The sequence below is a fragment of the Vreelandella alkaliphila genome (assembly GCF_016107625.1).
Taxonomy (GTDB): Bacteria; Pseudomonadota; Gammaproteobacteria; order Pseudomonadales; family Halomonadaceae; genus Vreelandella; species Vreelandella alkaliphila.
This window is the reverse complement of the sequence record NZ_JABASV010000007.1, coordinates 198,978-217,274: the sequence shown is the minus strand read 5'-3', so window position 1 is coordinate 217,274 and position 18,297 is coordinate 198,978. Positions and strand designations below refer to the sequence as shown.

At 50.7% G+C, this 18,297-nt stretch carries 14 protein-coding genes; 6 read left to right on the top strand and 8 right to left on the bottom strand.

Annotation, left to right across the window (positions count from 1 at the left end):
- Positions 1-33: 33 nt before the first annotated feature.
- From JFC11_RS12625 to JFC11_RS12590, 8 genes are all read right to left on the bottom strand, one after another.
- Positions 34-408 (bottom strand): histone-like nucleoid-structuring protein, MvaT/MvaU family, encoded by a 375-nt coding sequence (locus JFC11_RS12625; RefSeq protein WP_009724762.1) that lies wholly within the window; start codon positions 406-408, stop codon positions 34-36.
- A gap of 285 nt (positions 409-693) precedes the next feature.
- Positions 694-2,370 carry a 30S ribosomal protein S1 gene (rpsA, locus tag JFC11_RS12620; RefSeq protein ID WP_009724761.1) on the bottom strand — a complete coding sequence of 559 codons (1,677 nt, stop codon included), beginning with the start codon at positions 2,368-2,370 and terminating at the stop codon, positions 694-696.
- 184 nt (positions 2,371-2,554) lie between these two features.
- A complete protein-coding gene (gene cmk, locus JFC11_RS12615; protein WP_198349677.1) occupies positions 2,555-3,244 on the bottom strand; it encodes a (d)CMP kinase in 690 nt (229 codons plus the stop codon).
- Positions 3,234-5,525 (bottom strand): bifunctional prephenate dehydrogenase/3-phosphoshikimate 1-carboxyvinyltransferase, encoded by a 2,292-nt coding sequence (locus JFC11_RS12610; RefSeq protein WP_198349676.1) that lies wholly within the window; start codon positions 5,523-5,525, stop codon positions 3,234-3,236. The genes cmk and JFC11_RS12610 overlap by 11 nt, the downstream gene beginning before the upstream one ends.
- A gap of 11 nt (positions 5,526-5,536) precedes the next feature.
- The gene (gene pheA / locus JFC11_RS12605) at positions 5,537-6,628 is read right to left on the bottom strand and encodes a prephenate dehydratase (RefSeq protein ID WP_038484667.1); all 1,092 of its coding nucleotides are present in this window, start codon (positions 6,626-6,628) and stop codon (positions 5,537-5,539) included.
- A 5-nt stretch (positions 6,629-6,633) separates the two neighbouring features.
- Complete coding sequence (serC, locus tag JFC11_RS12600; protein ID WP_038484670.1) at positions 6,634-7,737, bottom strand: 3-phosphoserine/phosphohydroxythreonine transaminase; 1,104 nt, start codon at positions 7,735-7,737, stop codon at positions 6,634-6,636.
- The gene (gyrA, locus tag JFC11_RS12595; protein WP_038484673.1) at positions 7,721-10,495 is read right to left on the bottom strand and encodes a DNA gyrase subunit A; all 2,775 of its coding nucleotides are present in this window, start codon (positions 10,493-10,495) and stop codon (positions 7,721-7,723) included. The genes serC and gyrA overlap by 17 nt, the downstream gene beginning before the upstream one ends.
- Positions 10,496-10,648: 153 nt before the next feature.
- Entirely contained in the window at positions 10,649-11,083 is a 435-nt protein-coding gene (locus tag JFC11_RS12590; RefSeq protein WP_038484676.1) for an acyl-CoA thioesterase, read from the bottom strand.
- 157 nt (positions 11,084-11,240) lie between these two features.
- On the opposite strand from JFC11_RS12590, the gene JFC11_RS12585 reads away from it, so the two are divergent.
- From JFC11_RS12585 to rsxA, 6 genes are all read left to right on the top strand, one after another.
- Positions 11,241-12,179, top strand: coding sequence for a recombination-associated protein RdgC (locus JFC11_RS12585; protein WP_120386907.1), 939 nt, complete (start codon positions 11,241-11,243; stop codon positions 12,177-12,179).
- Positions 12,180-12,237: 58 nt separating this feature from the next.
- Positions 12,238-13,419: a 1-acyl-sn-glycerol-3-phosphate acyltransferase gene (locus tag JFC11_RS12580; RefSeq protein ID WP_038484681.1), complete on the top strand. Its 1,182-nt coding sequence runs from the start codon at positions 12,238-12,240 to the stop codon at positions 13,417-13,419.
- A 186-nt stretch (positions 13,420-13,605) separates the two neighbouring features.
- Entirely contained in the window at positions 13,606-13,887 is a 282-nt protein-coding gene (locus tag JFC11_RS12575; protein WP_038484684.1) for a hypothetical protein, read from the top strand.
- 99 nt (positions 13,888-13,986) lie between these two features.
- Positions 13,987-16,023, top strand: a complete 2,037-nt coding sequence (gene metG, locus JFC11_RS12570; protein ID WP_038484687.1) for a methionine--tRNA ligase — start codon at positions 13,987-13,989, stop codon at positions 16,021-16,023.
- A 92-nt stretch (positions 16,024-16,115) separates the two neighbouring features.
- Positions 16,116-17,717: a sensor domain-containing diguanylate cyclase gene (locus JFC11_RS12565; protein WP_038484691.1), complete on the top strand. Its 1,602-nt coding sequence runs from the start codon at positions 16,116-16,118 to the stop codon at positions 17,715-17,717.
- The gene (gene rsxA / locus JFC11_RS12560) at positions 17,714-18,295 is read left to right on the top strand and encodes an electron transport complex subunit RsxA (protein ID WP_038484695.1); all 582 of its coding nucleotides are present in this window, start codon (positions 17,714-17,716) and stop codon (positions 18,293-18,295) included. Before JFC11_RS12565 ends, rsxA begins: the two co-directional genes overlap by 4 nt.
- Positions 18,296-18,297 lie beyond the last annotated feature (2 nt).

Genomic DNA, 18,297 nt, shown 5'->3' with positions numbered 1-18,297 from the left:
CACTTCTTGTTAGAAATGCCGGTTTAAAACGACTCAGTCTTCCATACGCTCTAGCCAGGATTCGACAGCCTCATCACCATGCTCATCTTTCCAGCTACGCAGGCCTTTATGATTACCGCCGCGGGTTTCAATCACTTCACCAGTATGCGGGTTCTTATAAATCTTCAGACGACGCTTACGACGCGTAGAGGATGCCGCAGCACCTTTGGATCCACGCTGATCCGCGTTAGGGTCCAGCAATGCAATAACATCAGAAGGGCGCTTACCAAACTCGTTCATTAACGCTTCAAGCTTAGCTTTAAATTCAAGCTCGCTTTTCAAGCGCTGATCACCTTCCAAGCGCTGTAAGTCTTCTTGTAGTTGTTTTAGCTGCTGTTCCTTTTGAATATACTCATTTAATAACGACATGGGGATTCCTTTTAGCATAGGTTTGACTGCGTGAGTTAATCAATCTACCAACTCAATACGCACGAGTTCAGGATGCGCGCACATTATTGCTTTAAATGCGCCAGCTGACAATAGTCTAGTTGACTTTAGCTTAAATACTAATCAATTTTTATTGCTTAGTTGGAACTATAAAAACTAGCTTTATACGCAAGTCAAACATAGGCTAGTGATCTATTTCACATCATACAAATTCATAAAAAACGCCGCCCATTAGGGCGGCGTTTTTCTGGGCTATCAACTACTTAATTAGTCTTGGCCCATCTGCTGTTTGATTAGATCACCGATAGTGGTCGGACCACCTGCTTCCGGCTCTTGATCACGCAGCTTCTTCAGATTTTGACGAGTATCATCTTGCTCTTTCGCTTTAACCGACAGATTGATCTGACGACTCTTACGATCAACGCTTACGATACGCGCTTCAATGCTATCGCCTTCATTCAGCACGTTACGGGCATCTTCAATGCGATCAGCACTGATTTCAGACGCCTTGAGGATAGCAATAACATCCGTCGCTAGCTCAACGTGTGCTTCTTTGGCATCAACTTCTACGATACGGCCTGTAACGATGCTGCCTTTGTCGTTAACCGACAGATATTCAGCTACTGGATCGGAATCCATTTGCTTAATACCTAAGGAGATACGCTCACGCTCAGGATCGATTGAAAGAATAACGGCTTCAGCTTCGTCACCTTTCTTGAAGTTACGGACGGCTTCTTCGCCAGTTTCTGTCCAAGAGATATCAGACAGGTGAACCAGACCATCAATACCGCCTTCAAGGCCGATGAAGATACCAAAGTCAGTGATTGACTTGATAGTACCTGAAACACGGTCGCCCTTGTTGTATTCAGCGTTGAAAGTTTCCCAAGGATTAGCAGTACACTGCTTGATGCCCAGAGAAATACGACGACGCTCTTCATCGATATCAAGAACCATAACGTCAACATCATCGCCCACTTGGACAACTTTAGACGGATGGATGTTCTTGTTAGTCCAGTCCATTTCTGAAACGTGAACCAGACCTTCGACGCCCTCTTCCAGCTCAGCAAAGCAGCCGTAGTCAGTCAGATTAGTGACGACTGCGTGCACTTTGGTGCCTTCCGGGTAACGGTCTTTGATGTTGACCCAAGGATCTTCACCCAGCTGCTTAAGACCTAGAGATACGCGGTTACGCTCACGGTCAAACTTCAACACTTTGACGTTGATCTCGTCGCCAACAGCAACGATTTCAGACGGATGCTTAATGCGCTTCCACGCCATATCAGTGATGTGCAGCAGGCCATCAACGCCGCCTAAATCAACGAAGGCACCGTAATCAGTCAGGTTCTTAACGATACCTTTGATTTGCTGACCTTCCTGCAGGGTTGCCAGCAGTGCTTCACGCTCAGCACTGTTTTCAGCTTCCAGCACGGCACGACGCGAAACAACGACGTTGTTGCGCTTCGGGTCAAGCTTGATGACTTTGAAGTCTAGCTCTTTGTTTTCCAGGTGCGCAGTGTCACGAACCGGACGAACGTCAACCAGAGAGCCCGGCAAGAAGGCACGGATAGAGTCGACGTCGACGGTGAAGCCGCCTTTGACCTTACCGTTGATCACGCCCTTGACGACTTCGTCTTTCTCGAAGGCTGCTTCCAGAATCTTCCAAGCTTCTGCGCGCTTGGCTTTTTCACGGGACAGACGCGTTTCACCAAAACCATCTTCTACGGCTTCAAGTGCAACGTGCACGTCGTCACCGATAGCGATGGTCAGTTCACCGTTCTCATCGCGGAATTGTGACGCAGGGATCTGACCTTCAGATTTCAGACCAGCGTTAACGGTAACCCAGTCACCGTCAATGTCGACAACCTGAGCCGCGACAATTGCGCCTGGCTCCATGTTGATGTCGTTAAGAGACTGTTCAAACAGTTCAGCAAAGCTTTCGCTCATGGTTTTCCTACGTGATCAACGTTGTTGAGGCATAAATGCCTTCTCCGTACCACCAGCAAGTACGGGCCTAATGTCATTCAGCTTCTGGAGGTGTTAGCGCTGGTTAGACCTGACCGGGCTCTCTGATATGGAGTTATCGCCCTGCCACGTCGTGACACCTTTCCAAAAACGCCGCAAGGGAGAATCAAATGCCGCCTACTATGCCACGTTGGTCTAGTAATTCGGTCAACTGATCAACCACTTCCGGTATGCTCAGGCATGTGGTATCAAGCGTTATGGCATCATCTGCCGGCTTGAGAGGAGCCACACTGCGCTGCGTATCGCGTGCATCGCGTGCCTGAATCTCCTTTAAAAGACTCGATAGACTAGCATCCACCCCGGCTTCCTGCAACTGTAGATGCCTACGCCGAGCCCGCTCCTGCGCACTTGCAGTCAGAAAAATTTTTAATGGCGCATGAGGAAACACGACGGTTCCCATATCACGGCCGTCGGCTACTAGGCCTGGCGGTTGTTGAAAATCTCGCTGACGCTGAAGCAATGCTTCACGAACTTGCGGTAGAGCCGCCACACGGGATGCGCGCTCACCAGCCTGCTCTGTGCGTATCGCTCGGGAAACGTCTTCACCTTCCAAAAGCGTGCGAGGCTGCCCATCAAGCACTGGGAAGGCAACATCCAGCTGTGTGGCAACCAACGCCAACGACACTTCGTCATCCAAGGCCACGTCATGCTTTAAAGCTGCCTGAGCAGTAAGCCGATAAAGCGCCCCACTATCTAATAGGTGCCACCCCAGACGTTCAGCGACCAGCCCACTGATGGTGCCTTTACCTGCACCACCCGGCCCGTCAATCGTTAGCACAGGGGCTTTAATCGGCATTAGCTCCCTCCACATTTACCTGCATTCCGATACGCTGCGCCAAAGCCACAAAATCAGGGAAAGAGGTAGCCACATTCGCGCAGTCATCAATAATAATCTCATCGCTTGCACGCAAAGAGGCTATTGCAAACGCCATGGCAATACGGTGATCACCTAAACTATCAATTCGACCGCCACCGTAGCTCGCCACAGCATCGTCAACATTGCCAACAATATCAATACCATCTTCAACAACCGTGTGCTCAACGCCTAATATCGCCAGCCCATCGGCCATTGCCTGAATTCGATCAGACTCTTTGACCCGCAGTTCTTCAGCACCGCGCAAGCGCGTTTTGCCTTGCGCGTTAGCAGCAGCGATAAACAGTGCGGGAAACTCATCAATGGCAAGCGGTACTTGATCAACCGGGATATCAATCCCTTTTAAAGGCGCATAGCGAATACGGATATCCGCCACCGGCTCACCGCCTACCTCGTGCTCATTTTCAAGCGCTAGGTCAGCCCCCATCAGGCTGAGGATGTTAATCACACCAACGCGCGTAGGGTTGATACCTACGTGCTCAAGGGTAATGTCAGCCCCTGGCGTAATAGCCGCAGCGACGAGGAAGAACGTGGCAGAAGAAATATCAGAAGGGACATCTATCGGGCCTGCTGTCAGCTTACCGCCACCTTGAAGCCAGCAAGTATCGCCCTCGCGCGAGACCTCGTAGCCAAAACCATTAAGCATACGCTCGGTGTGATCGCGAGTAGGCGCTGGCTCACGCACGCGAGTTTCACCTTCGGCGTACATACCGGCTAATAGCAAGCAGGATTTCACCTGCGCACTGGCCATCGGCATGTCGTAGTAAATACCCTTCAATGCGGCGCCACCTTTAATTTTAAGTGGCGGACGCCCACCTTCAGCGGTGTCGATAGTCGCCCCCATCAAGCGCAGAGGGTCAGCAACGCGCCCCATTGGCCGTTTGGTTAACGACTCATCACCGGTTAGCTCACTATCAAACGCTTGGCCTGCCAATAATCCCGCAAACAGGCGCATGGCAGTACCTGAATTACCCACGTACAGCGGGCCTGCCGGGGCTTTCAAGCCATGCATCCCTACGCCATGGATAGTAACTCTCCCCTGATATGGCCCCTCAATGGCAACACCCATTTCACGGAAGGACTGCAAAGTCGCGAGGCTATCCTCACCCTCTAAAAATCCTTTAACTTCGGTAACACCCTCCGCCAGAGCACCCAGCATAATGGAGCGATGGGACATTGATTTATCGCCCGGCACGCGCAGACGGCCTTGCGCCTGGCCGCCCGGCTGCACCCGATAAGTCACTTTACCGTGTGGTTGCATATGATATTCCGCCTGATAGCTGGTTTTATTCAATAACGTATCGAAATAATGGCGTGCATGACTGGCACGATCAAACGTTGCAATAAGGGCATCGCTATCGCCACCTTCTACCGCCTTCCGCAACCGAGCGAGCCCCGCCTCAAAATCATCTAACGACGACAAGACGGCGTCCCGGTTGGCAATAAAGATATCTCGCCACATAACAGGGTCGCTGCCCGCGATTCGGGTAAAATCACGAAACCCACCGGCTGCATAGCGAAAAATTTCTAACCGCTCGTCTTGACGTGCCAGCGTATCGACCAACGAAAATGCCAGCAAATGCGGCAAATGACTGGTACGCGCCAACACTTGGTCGTGCCGCTCTACACTCATTTGCAGTACATCTGCGCCAGTGGCACACCACAACGCCTCAACCCGCGCAAGCGCTCCTGCGTCGACATTCGGCTCAGGCGTTAGTATCACTTTGTGATTGATATAGAGGGCGGGATCTGCTGCGGCAACACCACTTTTTTCAGAGCCTGCAATAGGATGACCTAGCACCACTGAAGGGGGCACCTCCCCAAAGGCACGCACAGCACAGTCACGGATCGTCGCTTTCGTGCTGCCCACATCGGTAATCACCACGTTTTTAGACGCACGGTGAAGCGAATCTGCCAGGGTGGCCATCACACTCTCCATGGCCAATACCGGTACGGCCAAAATCACCATAGAGACGTCATCAAGCAGTTCTGCTAGCTGCGAACCACCATGGTCTATCAACCCTAAATCAATCCCCAAGGCGATTTCTGACGCATTGGAGTCACACGCTGAAATATGTCCTTTGAAACCTGATTGCCGTAGCGCGGCGGCCAGCGACCCCCCGATCAAGCCAAGGCCAACAATCAGCAGGTGCGACTCTTGGCAAGATGACCGAACCCCAGCGCTAGATGCCAACGCTTGCACAGCACACTCCGTCACAGCACGCCTAGAGGATAGGAGCCAAGCACACGCAGCTCAGAAGCACGTAGTCTTACCTCTTCGAGCACTGCCGCGACCTGCGGCTCATCCCGATGCCCTTTGAAATCGATAAAGAACACGTAATTCCAAACACCAGTCCGCGAAGGCCGTGTTTCGATCCGCGTTAAATCAATGCGGTGACGATGGAACGGTTCCAACAGATCATGCAGTGCACCGGGCTGGTTACGCATAGCGACAACAATTGAGGTTTTATCCTCGCCAGATATCGGCACATCTTGATTACCAATAATCAGAAAGCGCGTGGAGTTATCAGGGCGATCTTCAATCTTTTCGGCAATGCGCTCTAGACCATACAGTTTGGCCGCCATATCTCCGGCAATTGCTGCACTGTGCCACTCTGTTTTGACCAGCTTGGCAGCTTCTGCGTTAGAGGAAACAGGCACCCGCTCAGCATGAGGATAGTGAGCATCAAGCCATTTACGGCACTGGCCAAACGATTGCGGGTGGGAATAGATGCGTGAGACCTTATCCCGACGCGTGGTTTCACTAATTAGCAGGTGGTGGTGAATGCGTAGTACTACTTCACCGCAGATCTTGATCGACGAGTCCATAAAGGTGTCGAGCGTATGATTGACGACTCCTTCGGTAGAATTCTCTACCGGCACCACCCCGTAATGAACGGCGCCTGCCTCTACTTCACGAAAGACTTCATCAATCGCCGCCATCGGCATACTGACAGCGCTCTCGCCAAAGTGTTTAAGCGCGGCCTGCTGGGTAAAAGTACCCTCAGGGCCTAAGTAGGCAACTTTGACCGGCTGCTCCAGCGCAAGACACGCCGACATAATTTCACGAAACAGCCTCGCCATCTCTTCTGAATCTAGCGGGCCTTGATTCAACGACATAATACGGCGCAACACCTGCGCCTCTCGCTCAGGACGATAAAATACGGCGTCTTTATCTTGAGCAAGTTTAACGTGTGCCACCTGCTGGGCGCAGTTGGCGCGCTCACTAATCAAACGCAGAATATCGCCATCCAACTGGTCGATACGTTGACGTAAGTCGTCTAAATTAATCGGCGTATCGGACATGATGGTTAGCCTCTTCGTTGTTCAAAGTCCGCCATAAAGGCGATTAGCGCATCAACGGCCTCTTCAGGCACCGCGTTATATAAACTCGCACGCATGCCGCCAACACTACGATGGCCCTTTAGGTTAAGAAGCCCCGCCTCGTCAGCTTCTTGCAGGAATACGCTATCTAAACTGCTATCGGCTAGCACAAACGGAACATTCATGCGGGAACGGTTACGGCTGGCAATCGGATTAGTATAAAAATCACTGGCATCAATAGCAGCGTAAAGCTTCTGTGCTTTGCGCTGGTTAATGTCATCCATCACCTCTAAGCCACCGATGTCATCTTTTAACCACTGGAAAACAAGGCCAGCCAAGTACCATGCAAACGTTGGCGGCGTATTGACCATAGAGCCTGCGTCTGCAAGCATTTGATAGTCAAACAGCGACGGAATGGAGCTAGGCGCTTTGCCGAGCAAGTCATCACGAATAGCAACCAGAGTTAAGCCAGCCGGGCCAATGTTTTTCTGAGCTCCCGCGTAAATCACTCCAAACTGCGTTACATCGATAGGGCCAGATAGAATGTTCGAGGACATATCGCATACCAGAGGCACATCAGCACCATCTGCGCGCTGCACCCTTGGCGTATAGTCGAACTCTAAACCACCGATGGTTTCATTTGAGGTGTAATGCAAGTAAGCAGCATCGCTGCTAATCGCCAGTGCATTTTCATCCGGCACCGCCGTATGACCATTATCTTCACTACTCGCTGCCACATTACAGTTAAACCCTAACCGCCGGGCTTCACTAATCGCCTTTTTGCCCCAAATGCCTGTTTGGATAAAATTGGCGCTTCCCCCTTGTCCAAGCAAGTTCATCGGCAGCATCGCAAACTGCATACTGGCTCCGCCTTGCAAGAAAAGCACTTTGTAATTACTGGGAATATCCAGCAAATAACGCAGGTCTGCTTCTGCTCGATCCGCAATAGCGACAAACTCATCACTGCGATGACTCATCTCCATAACAGACAAGCCACGCCCTTGAAAGTCCAGCAGTTCGTTGCGCGCACGTTCAAGCACGGCAACAGGCAGGGCCGCTGGCCCTGCACAAAAGTTATAATGACGTGTCATCGGTTCCCTGTTCCTGTTCGCCATCGTCAGCGCTATCTGGCTTGCCTGGATCAACAGCATCGCTATCGACGACATCGGTATCAATCGCACCGGTGTCTAGAACGTCTGTTTCTGAACTATCTGACTCAAGCTCATCTACTTCGGCAGGCTCATCCACACGGACAGTTTTAACTAGTTTTTCTTCTTTACCCAGGCGAATCAGCATAACCCCCTGAGTATTTCGCGAGGTCGTGGACACTTCTTCAACCCGAGTGCGCACCAAGGTGCCGCGATCAGTGATCAGCATCATTTCATCGCTGTCATAGACTTGCATTGCGGCTACCAGAGCGCCATTACGTTCGCTGGTTTGCATGGCAATAACACCCTGCCCACCACGACCACGCAGCGGAAATTCTTCTAGGCGCGTACGCTTACCGTAGCCATTCTCACTGGCCGTGAGAATATAGATTTGACCTTCCGCTTGAGCATTCTCGGCCGTGACAACCTGGCTATCAGCATCTACATCGGCGTCATCTTCAGCGTCAATTTGCTGGCTCTTAGGAATGATCAAGCTAATAACTTCAGCATCCCCCGCCAGACGCATACCGCGCACACCACGGGCGGTACGCCCCATGGCGCGCACATTGCCTTCTTCGAAGCGGATAGCCTTACCGTTAGAGGAAAGCAGCATGGCGTGATCAGAGCCAGACGTAATAGCAGCCCCCACCAAGCGGTCGCCCTCTTCCAAATCAATAGCAATCAAGCCGACACTACGTGGGCGAGAGAATTGCTCAAGACTGGTGCGTTTAACGGTACCTTTCGCCGTGGCAAAGAAAATGTAGTGCTCAGGATCGTAATCACGCACTGGCAAAATGGCGTTGACGGCTTCGCCTTCTTCAAGCGGTAGCATATTGACCAGTGGCTTGCCCCGAGAGCCACGACTGGCGTTGGGCATCTCATACACTTTCAGCCAATACACCTTACCCCTGTTAGAGAACAGCAGCACAGTGTCATGGGTAGATGCGACCAGCAGGTGTTCAATAACGTCTTCATCTTTCATCGCAGTGGCTGATTTACCTCGTCCACCACGGCGCTGAGCCTGGTAATCAGACAACGGCTGAGTCTTGGCGTAGCCTGAGCGGGAAACAGTGACCACCATATCTTCTTCAGCGATGAGATCTTCAATCGACAAATCAAGGTGGCTCGCCTGAATTTCCGTACGGCGGTCATCGCCATACTGCTCACGTACAGCATGCAGCTCTTCTCGGATCACTTCCATCAGACGATCTGGAGAAGCCAGGATGGTCGTAAATTCCGCGATTTTCTCAAGAATCGACAGGTATTCGTCTAACAGCTTCTCGGTTTCAAGACCCGTTAGGCGATGCAGACGAAGCTCTAGAATTGCTTGAGCCTGCGCGGGCGACAGTCGATATTCCGTCGCCGCCGTATTTAGACCAAACCCTTCATCTAGCTCTTCAGGCTTGCATGAGGTTGCGCCAGCGCGTTCCAGCATCGCGGTAACCTGTCCAGGCTTCCACGTTTTAGCCAACAATTTTTCACGCGCTTCAGAGGCATTGGGAGATGCCTTAATCAGCTCGATCACTTCATCAATGTTGGAGATGGCAACTGCCAAACCTTCCAACAAATGACCACGCTCACGGGCTTTTTTCAATTCATACAAGGTACGGCGAGTAACAACTTCACGGCGGTGGCGAATAAACGCCTCAAGCATCTCTTTTATGTTCAGAGTGCGCGGCTGACCATTTTCCAGCGCCACCATGTTAATCCCAAACACATTTTGCAATTGTGTTTGCGCAAACAAGTTGTTGACGACGACATCACCCGATTCGCCGCGTTTGATCTCGATCACTACGCGCAGGCCGTCTTTATCCGACTCATCGCGGAGTTCAGCAATACCCTCGATTTTCTTCTCTTTTACCAGCTCAGCGATTTTCTCGATCAATCGCGCTTTATTCACCTGGTAAGGCAGTTCAGTGATAATAATGTGATCTCGACCACTCTTATCATCATGCTCAATCGTGTGGCAGGCACGCACATAGATACGCCCGCGCCCGGTGCGGTAGGCGTCTAAAATACCCGCGCGACCGTTGATAATGCCCCCGGTAGGGAAATCCGGCCCTGGAATGTACTGCATGAGGTCATCAACGGTGAGCGTGTAATCATCAATTAACGCCAGACAACCATCAATTATTTCCCGCATGTTATGGGGCGGAATATTGGTCGCCATGCCCACCGCAATCCCTGATGACCCATTGATTAACAGGTTAGGAACTTTGGTTGGCAGCACGGCTGGAATGCGCTCGGTGCCGTCGTAGTTATCGACCCAATCAACGGTATCTTTTTCCAGGTCAGCTAGCAGCTCGTGGGCAAGGCGTGCCATACGCACTTCGGTGTAACGCATGGCGGCCGCGTTATCACCGTCAATAGAACCAAAGTTACCCTGACCATCCACCAGTACGTGACGCATGGAAAAGTGCTGGGCCATACGAACGATAGTGTCATAGACCGCACTGTCACCGTGCGGATGGTATTTACCGATGACATCGCCGACGACACGCGCCGACTTCTTGTACGGTTTATTCCAATCGTTGCTCAGCTCGTGCATGGCAAAAAGCACGCGCCGGTGAACAGGCTTGAGGCCGTCACGCACATCGGGAAGAGCGCGACCAATAATGACACTCATCGCGTAGTCGAGGTACGACTGTTTAAGCTCGTCTTCAATATTGACGGGCAAGATTTCTCTGGCGATGTCACCCATGAAAGTCAGATCCTTTGCACTGCATTGGCACTGCGAGAGTTGAAAGCGCTTAAAAAAGCCGCCCTTGATACCACACCAAGGCGGCGCGCAGAGTCAGCACCATCATACCACTGCATAAGCACCATGGGCAGTCAGTGGCAACGGCATTACGCTTTACGCTAAAAAGGCGCCTTTATCGACCACAAGCCCCTCAAACACCTCTCGCACGTCTCCTTCAATAGGAGCAGCCTTATTTGCCTTCGTATCTAGCAGCACAAAGGTCAAATCTGCCTGAGCAACCAGTACGCCGTCTTGACGCACAATTCGATGATGGCAAATCGCGCTACGATCACCCACATCTACTATGCCGGTCATAACCTGCAAATCATCGTTCTGAACAGCGGCTGCTCGATAATCAATATTCAGATTAACCACGACAAACGCTCGGCCTGCCTTATGAAGTTGATTTATCAGGCTCGGATGGTCATCAAAAAAAGCCCAGCGCCCCTCTTCCATAAATTCAAGATAGCGCGCGTTGTTGACGTGACCGTAGCCGTCTAAATGGTAACCACGTACTCGCAGTGCAACACTGGATATTGCTGTAGACATAACACCCCCATTTTTAAAAATCTGTTAACCATTCACAAAACCTCTCAAATCAAACACAAGTTTTAAACCAGTGCAACAACAAGGCAATCCCCTAAGGCGCTGGTAGGAAAGGCTTGGTTTCGCCATAATGTGCCACCTTTTTAATAGGATTGGTGACATGTGGTTTAAGCACCTACATTTATACCGCCTTCACGGCGCCCCTGAGCTTGATAGCGATACACTAGCGAATGCACTCGACGAGCATGCAGCCAAGCCGCTAGGCAGTGCGGATGCGCGTCGTTTAGGGTGGACAGCCCCGGCAGGACGACTAGGTGGTGGTCAGCGGCTGCATGAAATCCAAGGCCACCGACTACTTTCAGCCCTGCGCCAAGAGCGCTTGCTTCCTGCGTCTGTAGTAAAAGAGGAAGTGGACGATAAAGTCGCTGATATCGAAGCCAGCGAAGGGCGCAAGGTAACGCGCAAAGAAAAAACGGCGCTGAAAGAGCAAGTCACTGAGGAACTAATGCCCCGCGCATTTGTTCGCAGTCAGAAAATCGATTTATGGTGGGATACGCGCCGTCAATTAATTGGCGTCAATGCCAGCTCTCGTACACGGGCAGAAGACGTGCTGGATCTACTACGTGAAACGTTGGGCAGCTTGAAAGTCACGCCGCTCACATCACAAACACTGCCTATCCGTGCGATGACGCAATGGCTGGGCGAAGCGGAAAGCCGCCCTGCCGACCTTGTGTTAGGGGATCAGGTTGAGTTAAAAGCCAAAGGCGATGATGGCGTGCTGCGTGCTCGCCAAGTTGATCTAGACAGCGACGAGATCCAGCAATTGCTTGAAAGCGGACGTCAAGCCAGCAAGCTCGCAGTTAGCCTGGAAGGTCGTTTAAGCTTTGTTCTGCATGATGATTTAGCGCTGAAATCATTGCGTTTTGGCGATGCATTAATAGAGGAAGCTGATCACGCAGATGATGGCGATGATGCACTTGCTCGCTTAGAAACTGATTTTATTTTGATGGCGCAGGCACTTTCTGACGATATTCCTCGCCTAATCGAGTGGCTGGGTGGTGAAGCTCAGCGCGAAGCTGCTACGCAGCCAGACGCTTAATTCAGCCGTTAGCCTGCTGATATAAACTGTTTATTTCTGCCTATATCCAACGGATCGCATGACTCATCACAACAACGCACTTAACGCCGACACCGCCAACGACCCCTGGGCTGACATTCGCCCCTATATGGATCATGAAGTGGCCAATGTTCTTGAGCGCCTATCACATGATAGCGAGCTTTTAAATGCATTGACTCAGTTCAGGCTCCCGCGCATGGCCAAGTGGGCGCCCCCCATCGCCCGCGCTTTAGCAGGCCATGCCGTCCGTCGTGAAGTAAAGGGCGTTACATCCGTATATGACTTCCAGATGCGTATCGCCAGCTATATGGAGCGCATGATTCGCACCACCACGGATGCCTTCGAAGTCTCCGGGCTTGATAAGCTCGATAACAACAGCGCTTACCTGTTTATAGGCAACCATCGCGATATATCGCTAGACCCCGCCTTTGTGAACTATGCGCTTTATCTGGCTGGTCGCGATACAGTACGTATTGCGATCGGAGACAACCTCCTGAAAAAGCCTTACGTCACCGATCTGATGCGGTTAAACAAAAGTTTTATTGTACCGCGCAGCGCCCGAGGCAAGCGTGCGATGCTGGCGGCATATCAGCAGTTATCAGCCTATATTCGTCACTCAATTACTGTTGATCAGCACTCTATTTGGATGGCGCAGCGAGAGGGTCGTGCTAAAAATGGCATTGATCGCACCGATCCCGCCATCATCAAAATGCTGACCATGGCCAGACGCAACGCTGACCGGGATATGGTATTCGGTGACGCCATTGCCGAGTTGAAACTGGTGCCGGTATCAATTAGCTACGAATACGACCCTTGCGACCATCAGAAAGCTCAGGAACTCCACGATATCGCTACCGAAGGAAGCTACGCGAAAAGCGAATTCGAAGATATTCGTTCTATTGTGTCAGGAATCACCGGCTCTAAAGGTCGGGTGCAACTGCGTTTTGGTAGCCCAGTAGGCGCTGATATGGCAACGCCGGATGAAGTGGCAGCAGAGATTGATCGCCAAGTGATCGGTGGCTATCGCCTGTTTCCTAGCCATTATTTAGCACTGGAAGCCCTAGGCGAATCACCAGAACTGATCGCCCGCAAAACGATAACGCGTCAAGACAGAGAGCGCTTTAACGCTCGGCTGGCTAGCATACCTGAAGCGTTGCGGCCTTATTGGTTGGAACAATACGCCAACCCTGTCAAACACAAGGCTGGGCGCCTGAGCCTTTAAAGCGCAAGGGTACTGGAAACATACGTCCAGGAAGCAACCTTACTGGAACAGTGTGCTAGTAAAAGCCAATAGACTGCATCCAATGCTTCCAGGAACCCATGCTCAGCTGTAAAAAAAGTGCTATGGTCAAAGCATTCATTGGTCTCGCTTGAACATCCCTCAAGCGCGGTCTTAAGGAGAACTCCAATGTCCGCATCAGAAATTCAAAAAACACGTATTATTAATGAACTACGCGATTTTATTCGCAAGCTGCTCCAAGACCCAAAAATCTTAGAACAATCCCTAGCGATTGCACGACAGCAGCTAGTCGAAGGCAACAGCCCTGCCGTAATGGCCAAAATTGCCAACGAAATCTCCGACACTACGAGCGTCCATATTCCCGAAGACCCCACTGAGCACTCTGAAGCTGACAAGCTTTTTTTAGAGCTTCTGCGTGAAGTCGTTCAGGAAGAGCAGGCACTCTACTAATGGAGAAATAGCTGTAAGCAGCATGTTGACGTTACCGGCGAAGCGCACCCCTACTTCGCCGTCTTTATTTGCACTGCCTAACCGGAATTATCATTCACCATGTCAAATACTGCCCCGCGCAACATCTTGGTGACAAGCGCGCTTCCTTATGCCAATGGCGCCATTCACTTGGGTCACCTTCTTGAGTACATCCAAACCGACATTTGGGTGCGTTTTCAAAAAAGTCGTGGACAGCAGTGCTACTACGTTTGCGCCGACGACGCCCACGGCACTGCCATTATGCTGCGGGCTGAGCAGGAAGGTATTACGCCCGAAGCCCTGATCGAGCGCGTTTCCCAAGATCATCAAGAAGATTTCGCCCGCTTTGGCGTGGGATTTGATAACTATCATTCCACCCATTCAGAAGAAAACCGCTATTTTAGCGAACTGATCTACACCCGCTTGCGTGATAAAGGCCATATTGCCACCCGCGATATTGAGCAAATGTTTGATCCGCAAAAGGGTCTATTCCTAGCTGACCGTTTTATTAAGGGCACGTGTCCTAAATGTGGTGCCGATGATCAATATGGCGATAACTGTGAAAAGTGCGGTGCCACTTACACGCCTGCTGACTTAATCAACCCTGTCTCAGCTATTTCTGGGGCAACGCCAGAAGTACGTAGCTCTACGCATTACTTCTTCAAGCTGCCAGACTTTGCTGAATTTCTTCAGCAATGGATTAATGATGGCCATGTACAGCCACAAATTCGTAACAAGCTGATGGAGTGGTTCGAGTCGGGCTTTAATGAGTGGGATATCTCCCGAGATGCGCCCTACTTTGGCTTTGAAATTCCTGATGCTCCAGGTAAATACTTCTATGTCTGGCTAGATGCCCCCATTGGCTATCTAGCAAGTTTTAAAAACTTATGTGATCGGGAAGGTATCGACTTCGATACCTTTTGGAAGAAGGGTTCCGATGCAGAGGTTTACCACTTCATTGGCAAAGATATTGTCTATTTCCACGCCCTGTTTTGGCCTGCCATGTTGCACGGTGCAGACCTTCGTACGCCGACTGCGGTCAACTGTCACGGTTTCTTAACTGTAGACGGTGCCAAGATGTCAAAATCTCGTGGCACTTTCATCAAAGCAGCTACCTACGCTGAACATTTAAATCCAGAGTATTTACGCTACTATTTTGCCGCTAAATTAACGTCCAAAGTGGATGACCTGGACCTTAATCTCGACGACTTTTCTGCGCGAGTTAACTCTGATCTAGTAGGAAAAGTTGTCAATATCGCCAGCCGCTGCGCCGGCTTTGTGAAAAAACTGGGCGGCGGCAAGCTGGCTGAACACTGTGCCGAACCACAAATGGTCGCGCGCTTTATCGCGGCTGGCGATGAGATTGCTGACGATTTTGAGGCGCGTGAATTTAGCCGGGCCATGCGCAAAATTATGGAATTGGCCGATGAAGCCAATACGTACATCGCCGACAAGGCCCCCTGGGCACTAGCCAAGCAGGAAGACCAAGACGCCGAAGTACTGGAAATCTGCTCAGTAGGCATCAACTTGTTCCGCCAGTTGATGGTCTATCTTTCACCTGTGGTGCCAACCATGGCCGAACAGGCACGTGAATTCCTGGCGATTGAGTCACTTGACTGGGACAGCCGCAATACCGTACTAGTCAATCACTCAATTAATAAATTCAAGCCATTAATGACGCGTGTTGAACGGGCTAAGATTGACGCTATGATTGAGGCATCCAAGGAGGATTTAGTGGAAGAGCAGAAACTGAAAAACACTCCCAAAGGTCCCCTGTCGGAAGAACCGATTGCGGCAGAAATCAGCTTTGAAGATTTCGCTAAAGTTGATTTACGCATTGCCCGCATTGCCAAGGCACAGTACGTTGAAGGTGCTGACAAGCTGCTCCAGCTTACGCTGGATTTAGGTGGTGAAACACGTAATGTCTTCTCAGGTATTCGTTCTGCCTATTCACCAGAAGCACTTGAGGGCCGCTTGACGATCATGGTAGCTAATTTAGCTCCTCGTAAGATGCGCTTTGGTTTATCAGAAGGCATGGTATTAGCATCTGCTAACAAAGAAGGCATTTACCTACTTTCCCCCGATGCCGGTGCGGAACCAGGACAGCGCGTAACTTAATTAGGTATACTTTGACAAAGGGGCTGAGCACGCAACCTCAGCCCCTTTTTCATGAGTTCATACTGATATTTTAACCCTACTGAGTTCGCTATATGCACCAGCGTATCCCACGCTCATTGCGTTTTCGTTTTTTCGCTGCCCTTGGCGGATTACTTCTATGTGCAATAGCCGCGCTGGCATCAATAAGCGCATGGCTTATATTCCCGGCACTGCAAGCAGAAGAACGGGCTACGGTAAAACGGGAGCTGGACCGTGTTGAACGTAGCTTTGAGTTGGATCAACAGCAGCTACATTCGCAAGTACGGGACTGGGCTCACTGGGATGATACTTATCAGTTCATACAAGGAGAGTATCCACGCTATGCAGACGTCAACTTTAGCCAAGAAATGTTTGAAGACATGCGCTATCAGCTCATGGCATTTTTCACAGCCAGCGGAGACGTGCACTTTCTTGCTGGAATAAATCCAGTAACAGGCGACTACCAAACATGTAGAGCCCCTATCGATGACTGCAGTTGGATGAACCCATGGGTAACCAATATGCAGACAGCCATTGCCGAAAACAGAACCGATCAGAGTAGCATTTACCCTGACCGTCCTCCGGCAATAATGGCCTCTAGCCCAATTTTACGCACTGACAAAAGTGGCACGGCAGCTGGGTGGTTATTCAAGACGCGCTCATTAGATGATGATTGGTTGGCGTTTATGGAGGTTTATACAGGGCTACCTATCACCCTCAACCTCAGTAAGGAGACGATTTCTATCAGCGATGTTTTCAGCTTTTCAGGCAATACGGTATTTGCCGAACGTTACTTCCCTACATCGAGCTCTCTCAGCTCTGTATCGTTAGGCGTAGGCATTGAGCTTAATCGTACAAGTTATTTAACCAGCTTAACCACATTTCGTTATGTGCTGTTATGGACCGCTGGCTTGATGATCATGGTCATTGCCTTGGTACTACTGCTTCTTGAGAAAATTGTGCTAAAGCCGCTACGTTTATTAACTCAATTTACTCAGCAAGTAGGCATTGATGGGGCGGATGCCCATGGGCTTACCAAACGCAACGATGAGATAGGGCTACTGGCACGTACGTTTCAAGAGCAATTCGCCTGCCAGCAGCAGCTCAATGCCGAGCTGCTGAAGCTATCCACCCATGACGCACTAACGGGTCTACCTAACCGCCGGCTTTATGATCAGCGCCTAGAAACGGCCTTTTCAGACGCTGTCTCAACACCAAGTGAATTAGCGGTTATGATGTTGGATATTGATCACTTTAAGCTGTACAACGATCACTACGGTCATCAACAAGGCGATGAATGTTTGCAGCAAGTTGCTGGCGCTTTTAATAGCATCGCAACCAAATTCAACTTCCTAATTGCCAGAACGGGAGGAGAAGAGTTCAGCGCCATCTTGCCGGGAGCTTCTCCAGATTCTGCCAAGGGCATTGGCGAGCAACTGACGCGAGTGATAGACCAACTGCAGCTACCCCACGCCACATCACCCGTGAAGCCCTATGTAACGGTAAGCGTTGGTATCGCTACGCTGAAAGATAGCAAATCGCCTTCGCCAAGCGCCATAATGAGTACAGCCGACCAAGCGCTCTATCTTGCAAAAGCAGCCGGAAGACATCAGGTTGTGCTATTTACCCCCCCTAAAGCCAGTAACACTCTTTCTGCGCAAAATACGCCGCTATGAATGAACTCTTCTTGATTTTGGTCAGTACTGCGCTGGTCAACAACTTCGTATTGGTACAGTTTTTAGGGCTCTGCCCGTTTATGGGGGTTTCCAATAAGCTGGAATCCGCGATGGGTATGTCGCTAGCGACGACGTTCGTGCTGACACTAGCATCTGCCGCTAGTTATGTGGTCTATCATGGCTTACTTGTGCCCTTGGACGTTACCTATCTTCGCACTATCAGCTTTATCGTTGTTATTGCCGCCGTCGTGCAATTTACCGAAATCATGGTGCGTCAACTCAGCCCCCTATTGCATCAAGTGCTGGGGATCTTTCTACCGCTGATTACGACTAATTGTGCGGTACTTGGTGTTGCCCTGTTATCGCTTAACCGCGAGCTGAGTTTCTTTCATACGACTCTCTATGGCCTGGGTGCTGCGCTTGGGTTTTCGATGATTTTGGTGCTGTTCGCAGCGATGCGCGAGCGATTGGCCAATGCTGATATACCAACCCCGTTTAGAGGTGCCGCCATTGCAATGGTCACAGCGAGCCTTATGTCACTGGCATTTCTCGGTTTTTCAGGATTAGCACAGGGGTAACC

Excerpts from the sequence above, each read along its gene's own strand:
- metG (WP_038484687.1), top strand. The coding sequence starts at position 13,987 with ATGTCAAATACTGCCCCGCGCAACATCTTGGTGACAAGCGCGCTTCCT.
- JFC11_RS12590 (WP_038484676.1), bottom strand. The coding sequence starts at position 11,083 with ATGTCTACAGCAATATCCAGTGTTGCACTGCGAGTACGTGGTTACCAT.
- cmk (WP_198349677.1), bottom strand. The coding sequence starts at position 3,244 with ATGCCGATTAAAGCCCCTGTGCTAACGATTGACGGGCCGGGTGGTGCA.
- JFC11_RS12565 (WP_038484691.1), top strand. The coding sequence starts at position 16,116 with ATGCACCAGCGTATCCCACGCTCATTGCGTTTTCGTTTTTTCGCTGCC.
- JFC11_RS12575 (WP_038484684.1), top strand. The coding sequence starts at position 13,606 with ATGTCCGCATCAGAAATTCAAAAAACACGTATTATTAATGAACTACGC.
- serC (WP_038484670.1), bottom strand. The coding sequence starts at position 7,737 with ATGACACGTCATTATAACTTTTGTGCAGGGCCAGCGGCCCTGCCTGTT.
- JFC11_RS12585 (WP_120386907.1), top strand. The coding sequence starts at position 11,241 with ATGTGGTTTAAGCACCTACATTTATACCGCCTTCACGGCGCCCCTGAG.
- rsxA (WP_038484695.1), top strand. The coding sequence starts at position 17,714 with ATGAATGAACTCTTCTTGATTTTGGTCAGTACTGCGCTGGTCAACAAC.
- pheA (WP_038484667.1), bottom strand. The coding sequence starts at position 6,628 with ATGTCCGATACGCCGATTAATTTAGACGACTTACGTCAACGTATCGAC.
- rpsA (WP_009724761.1), bottom strand. The coding sequence starts at position 2,370 with ATGAGCGAAAGCTTTGCTGAACTGTTTGAACAGTCTCTTAACGACATC.
- JFC11_RS12625 (WP_009724762.1), bottom strand. The coding sequence starts at position 408 with ATGTCGTTATTAAATGAGTATATTCAAAAGGAACAGCAGCTAAAACAA.
- JFC11_RS12580 (WP_038484681.1), top strand. The coding sequence starts at position 12,238 with ATGACTCATCACAACAACGCACTTAACGCCGACACCGCCAACGACCCC.
- gyrA (WP_038484673.1), bottom strand. The coding sequence starts at position 10,495 with ATGGGTGACATCGCCAGAGAAATCTTGCCCGTCAATATTGAAGACGAG.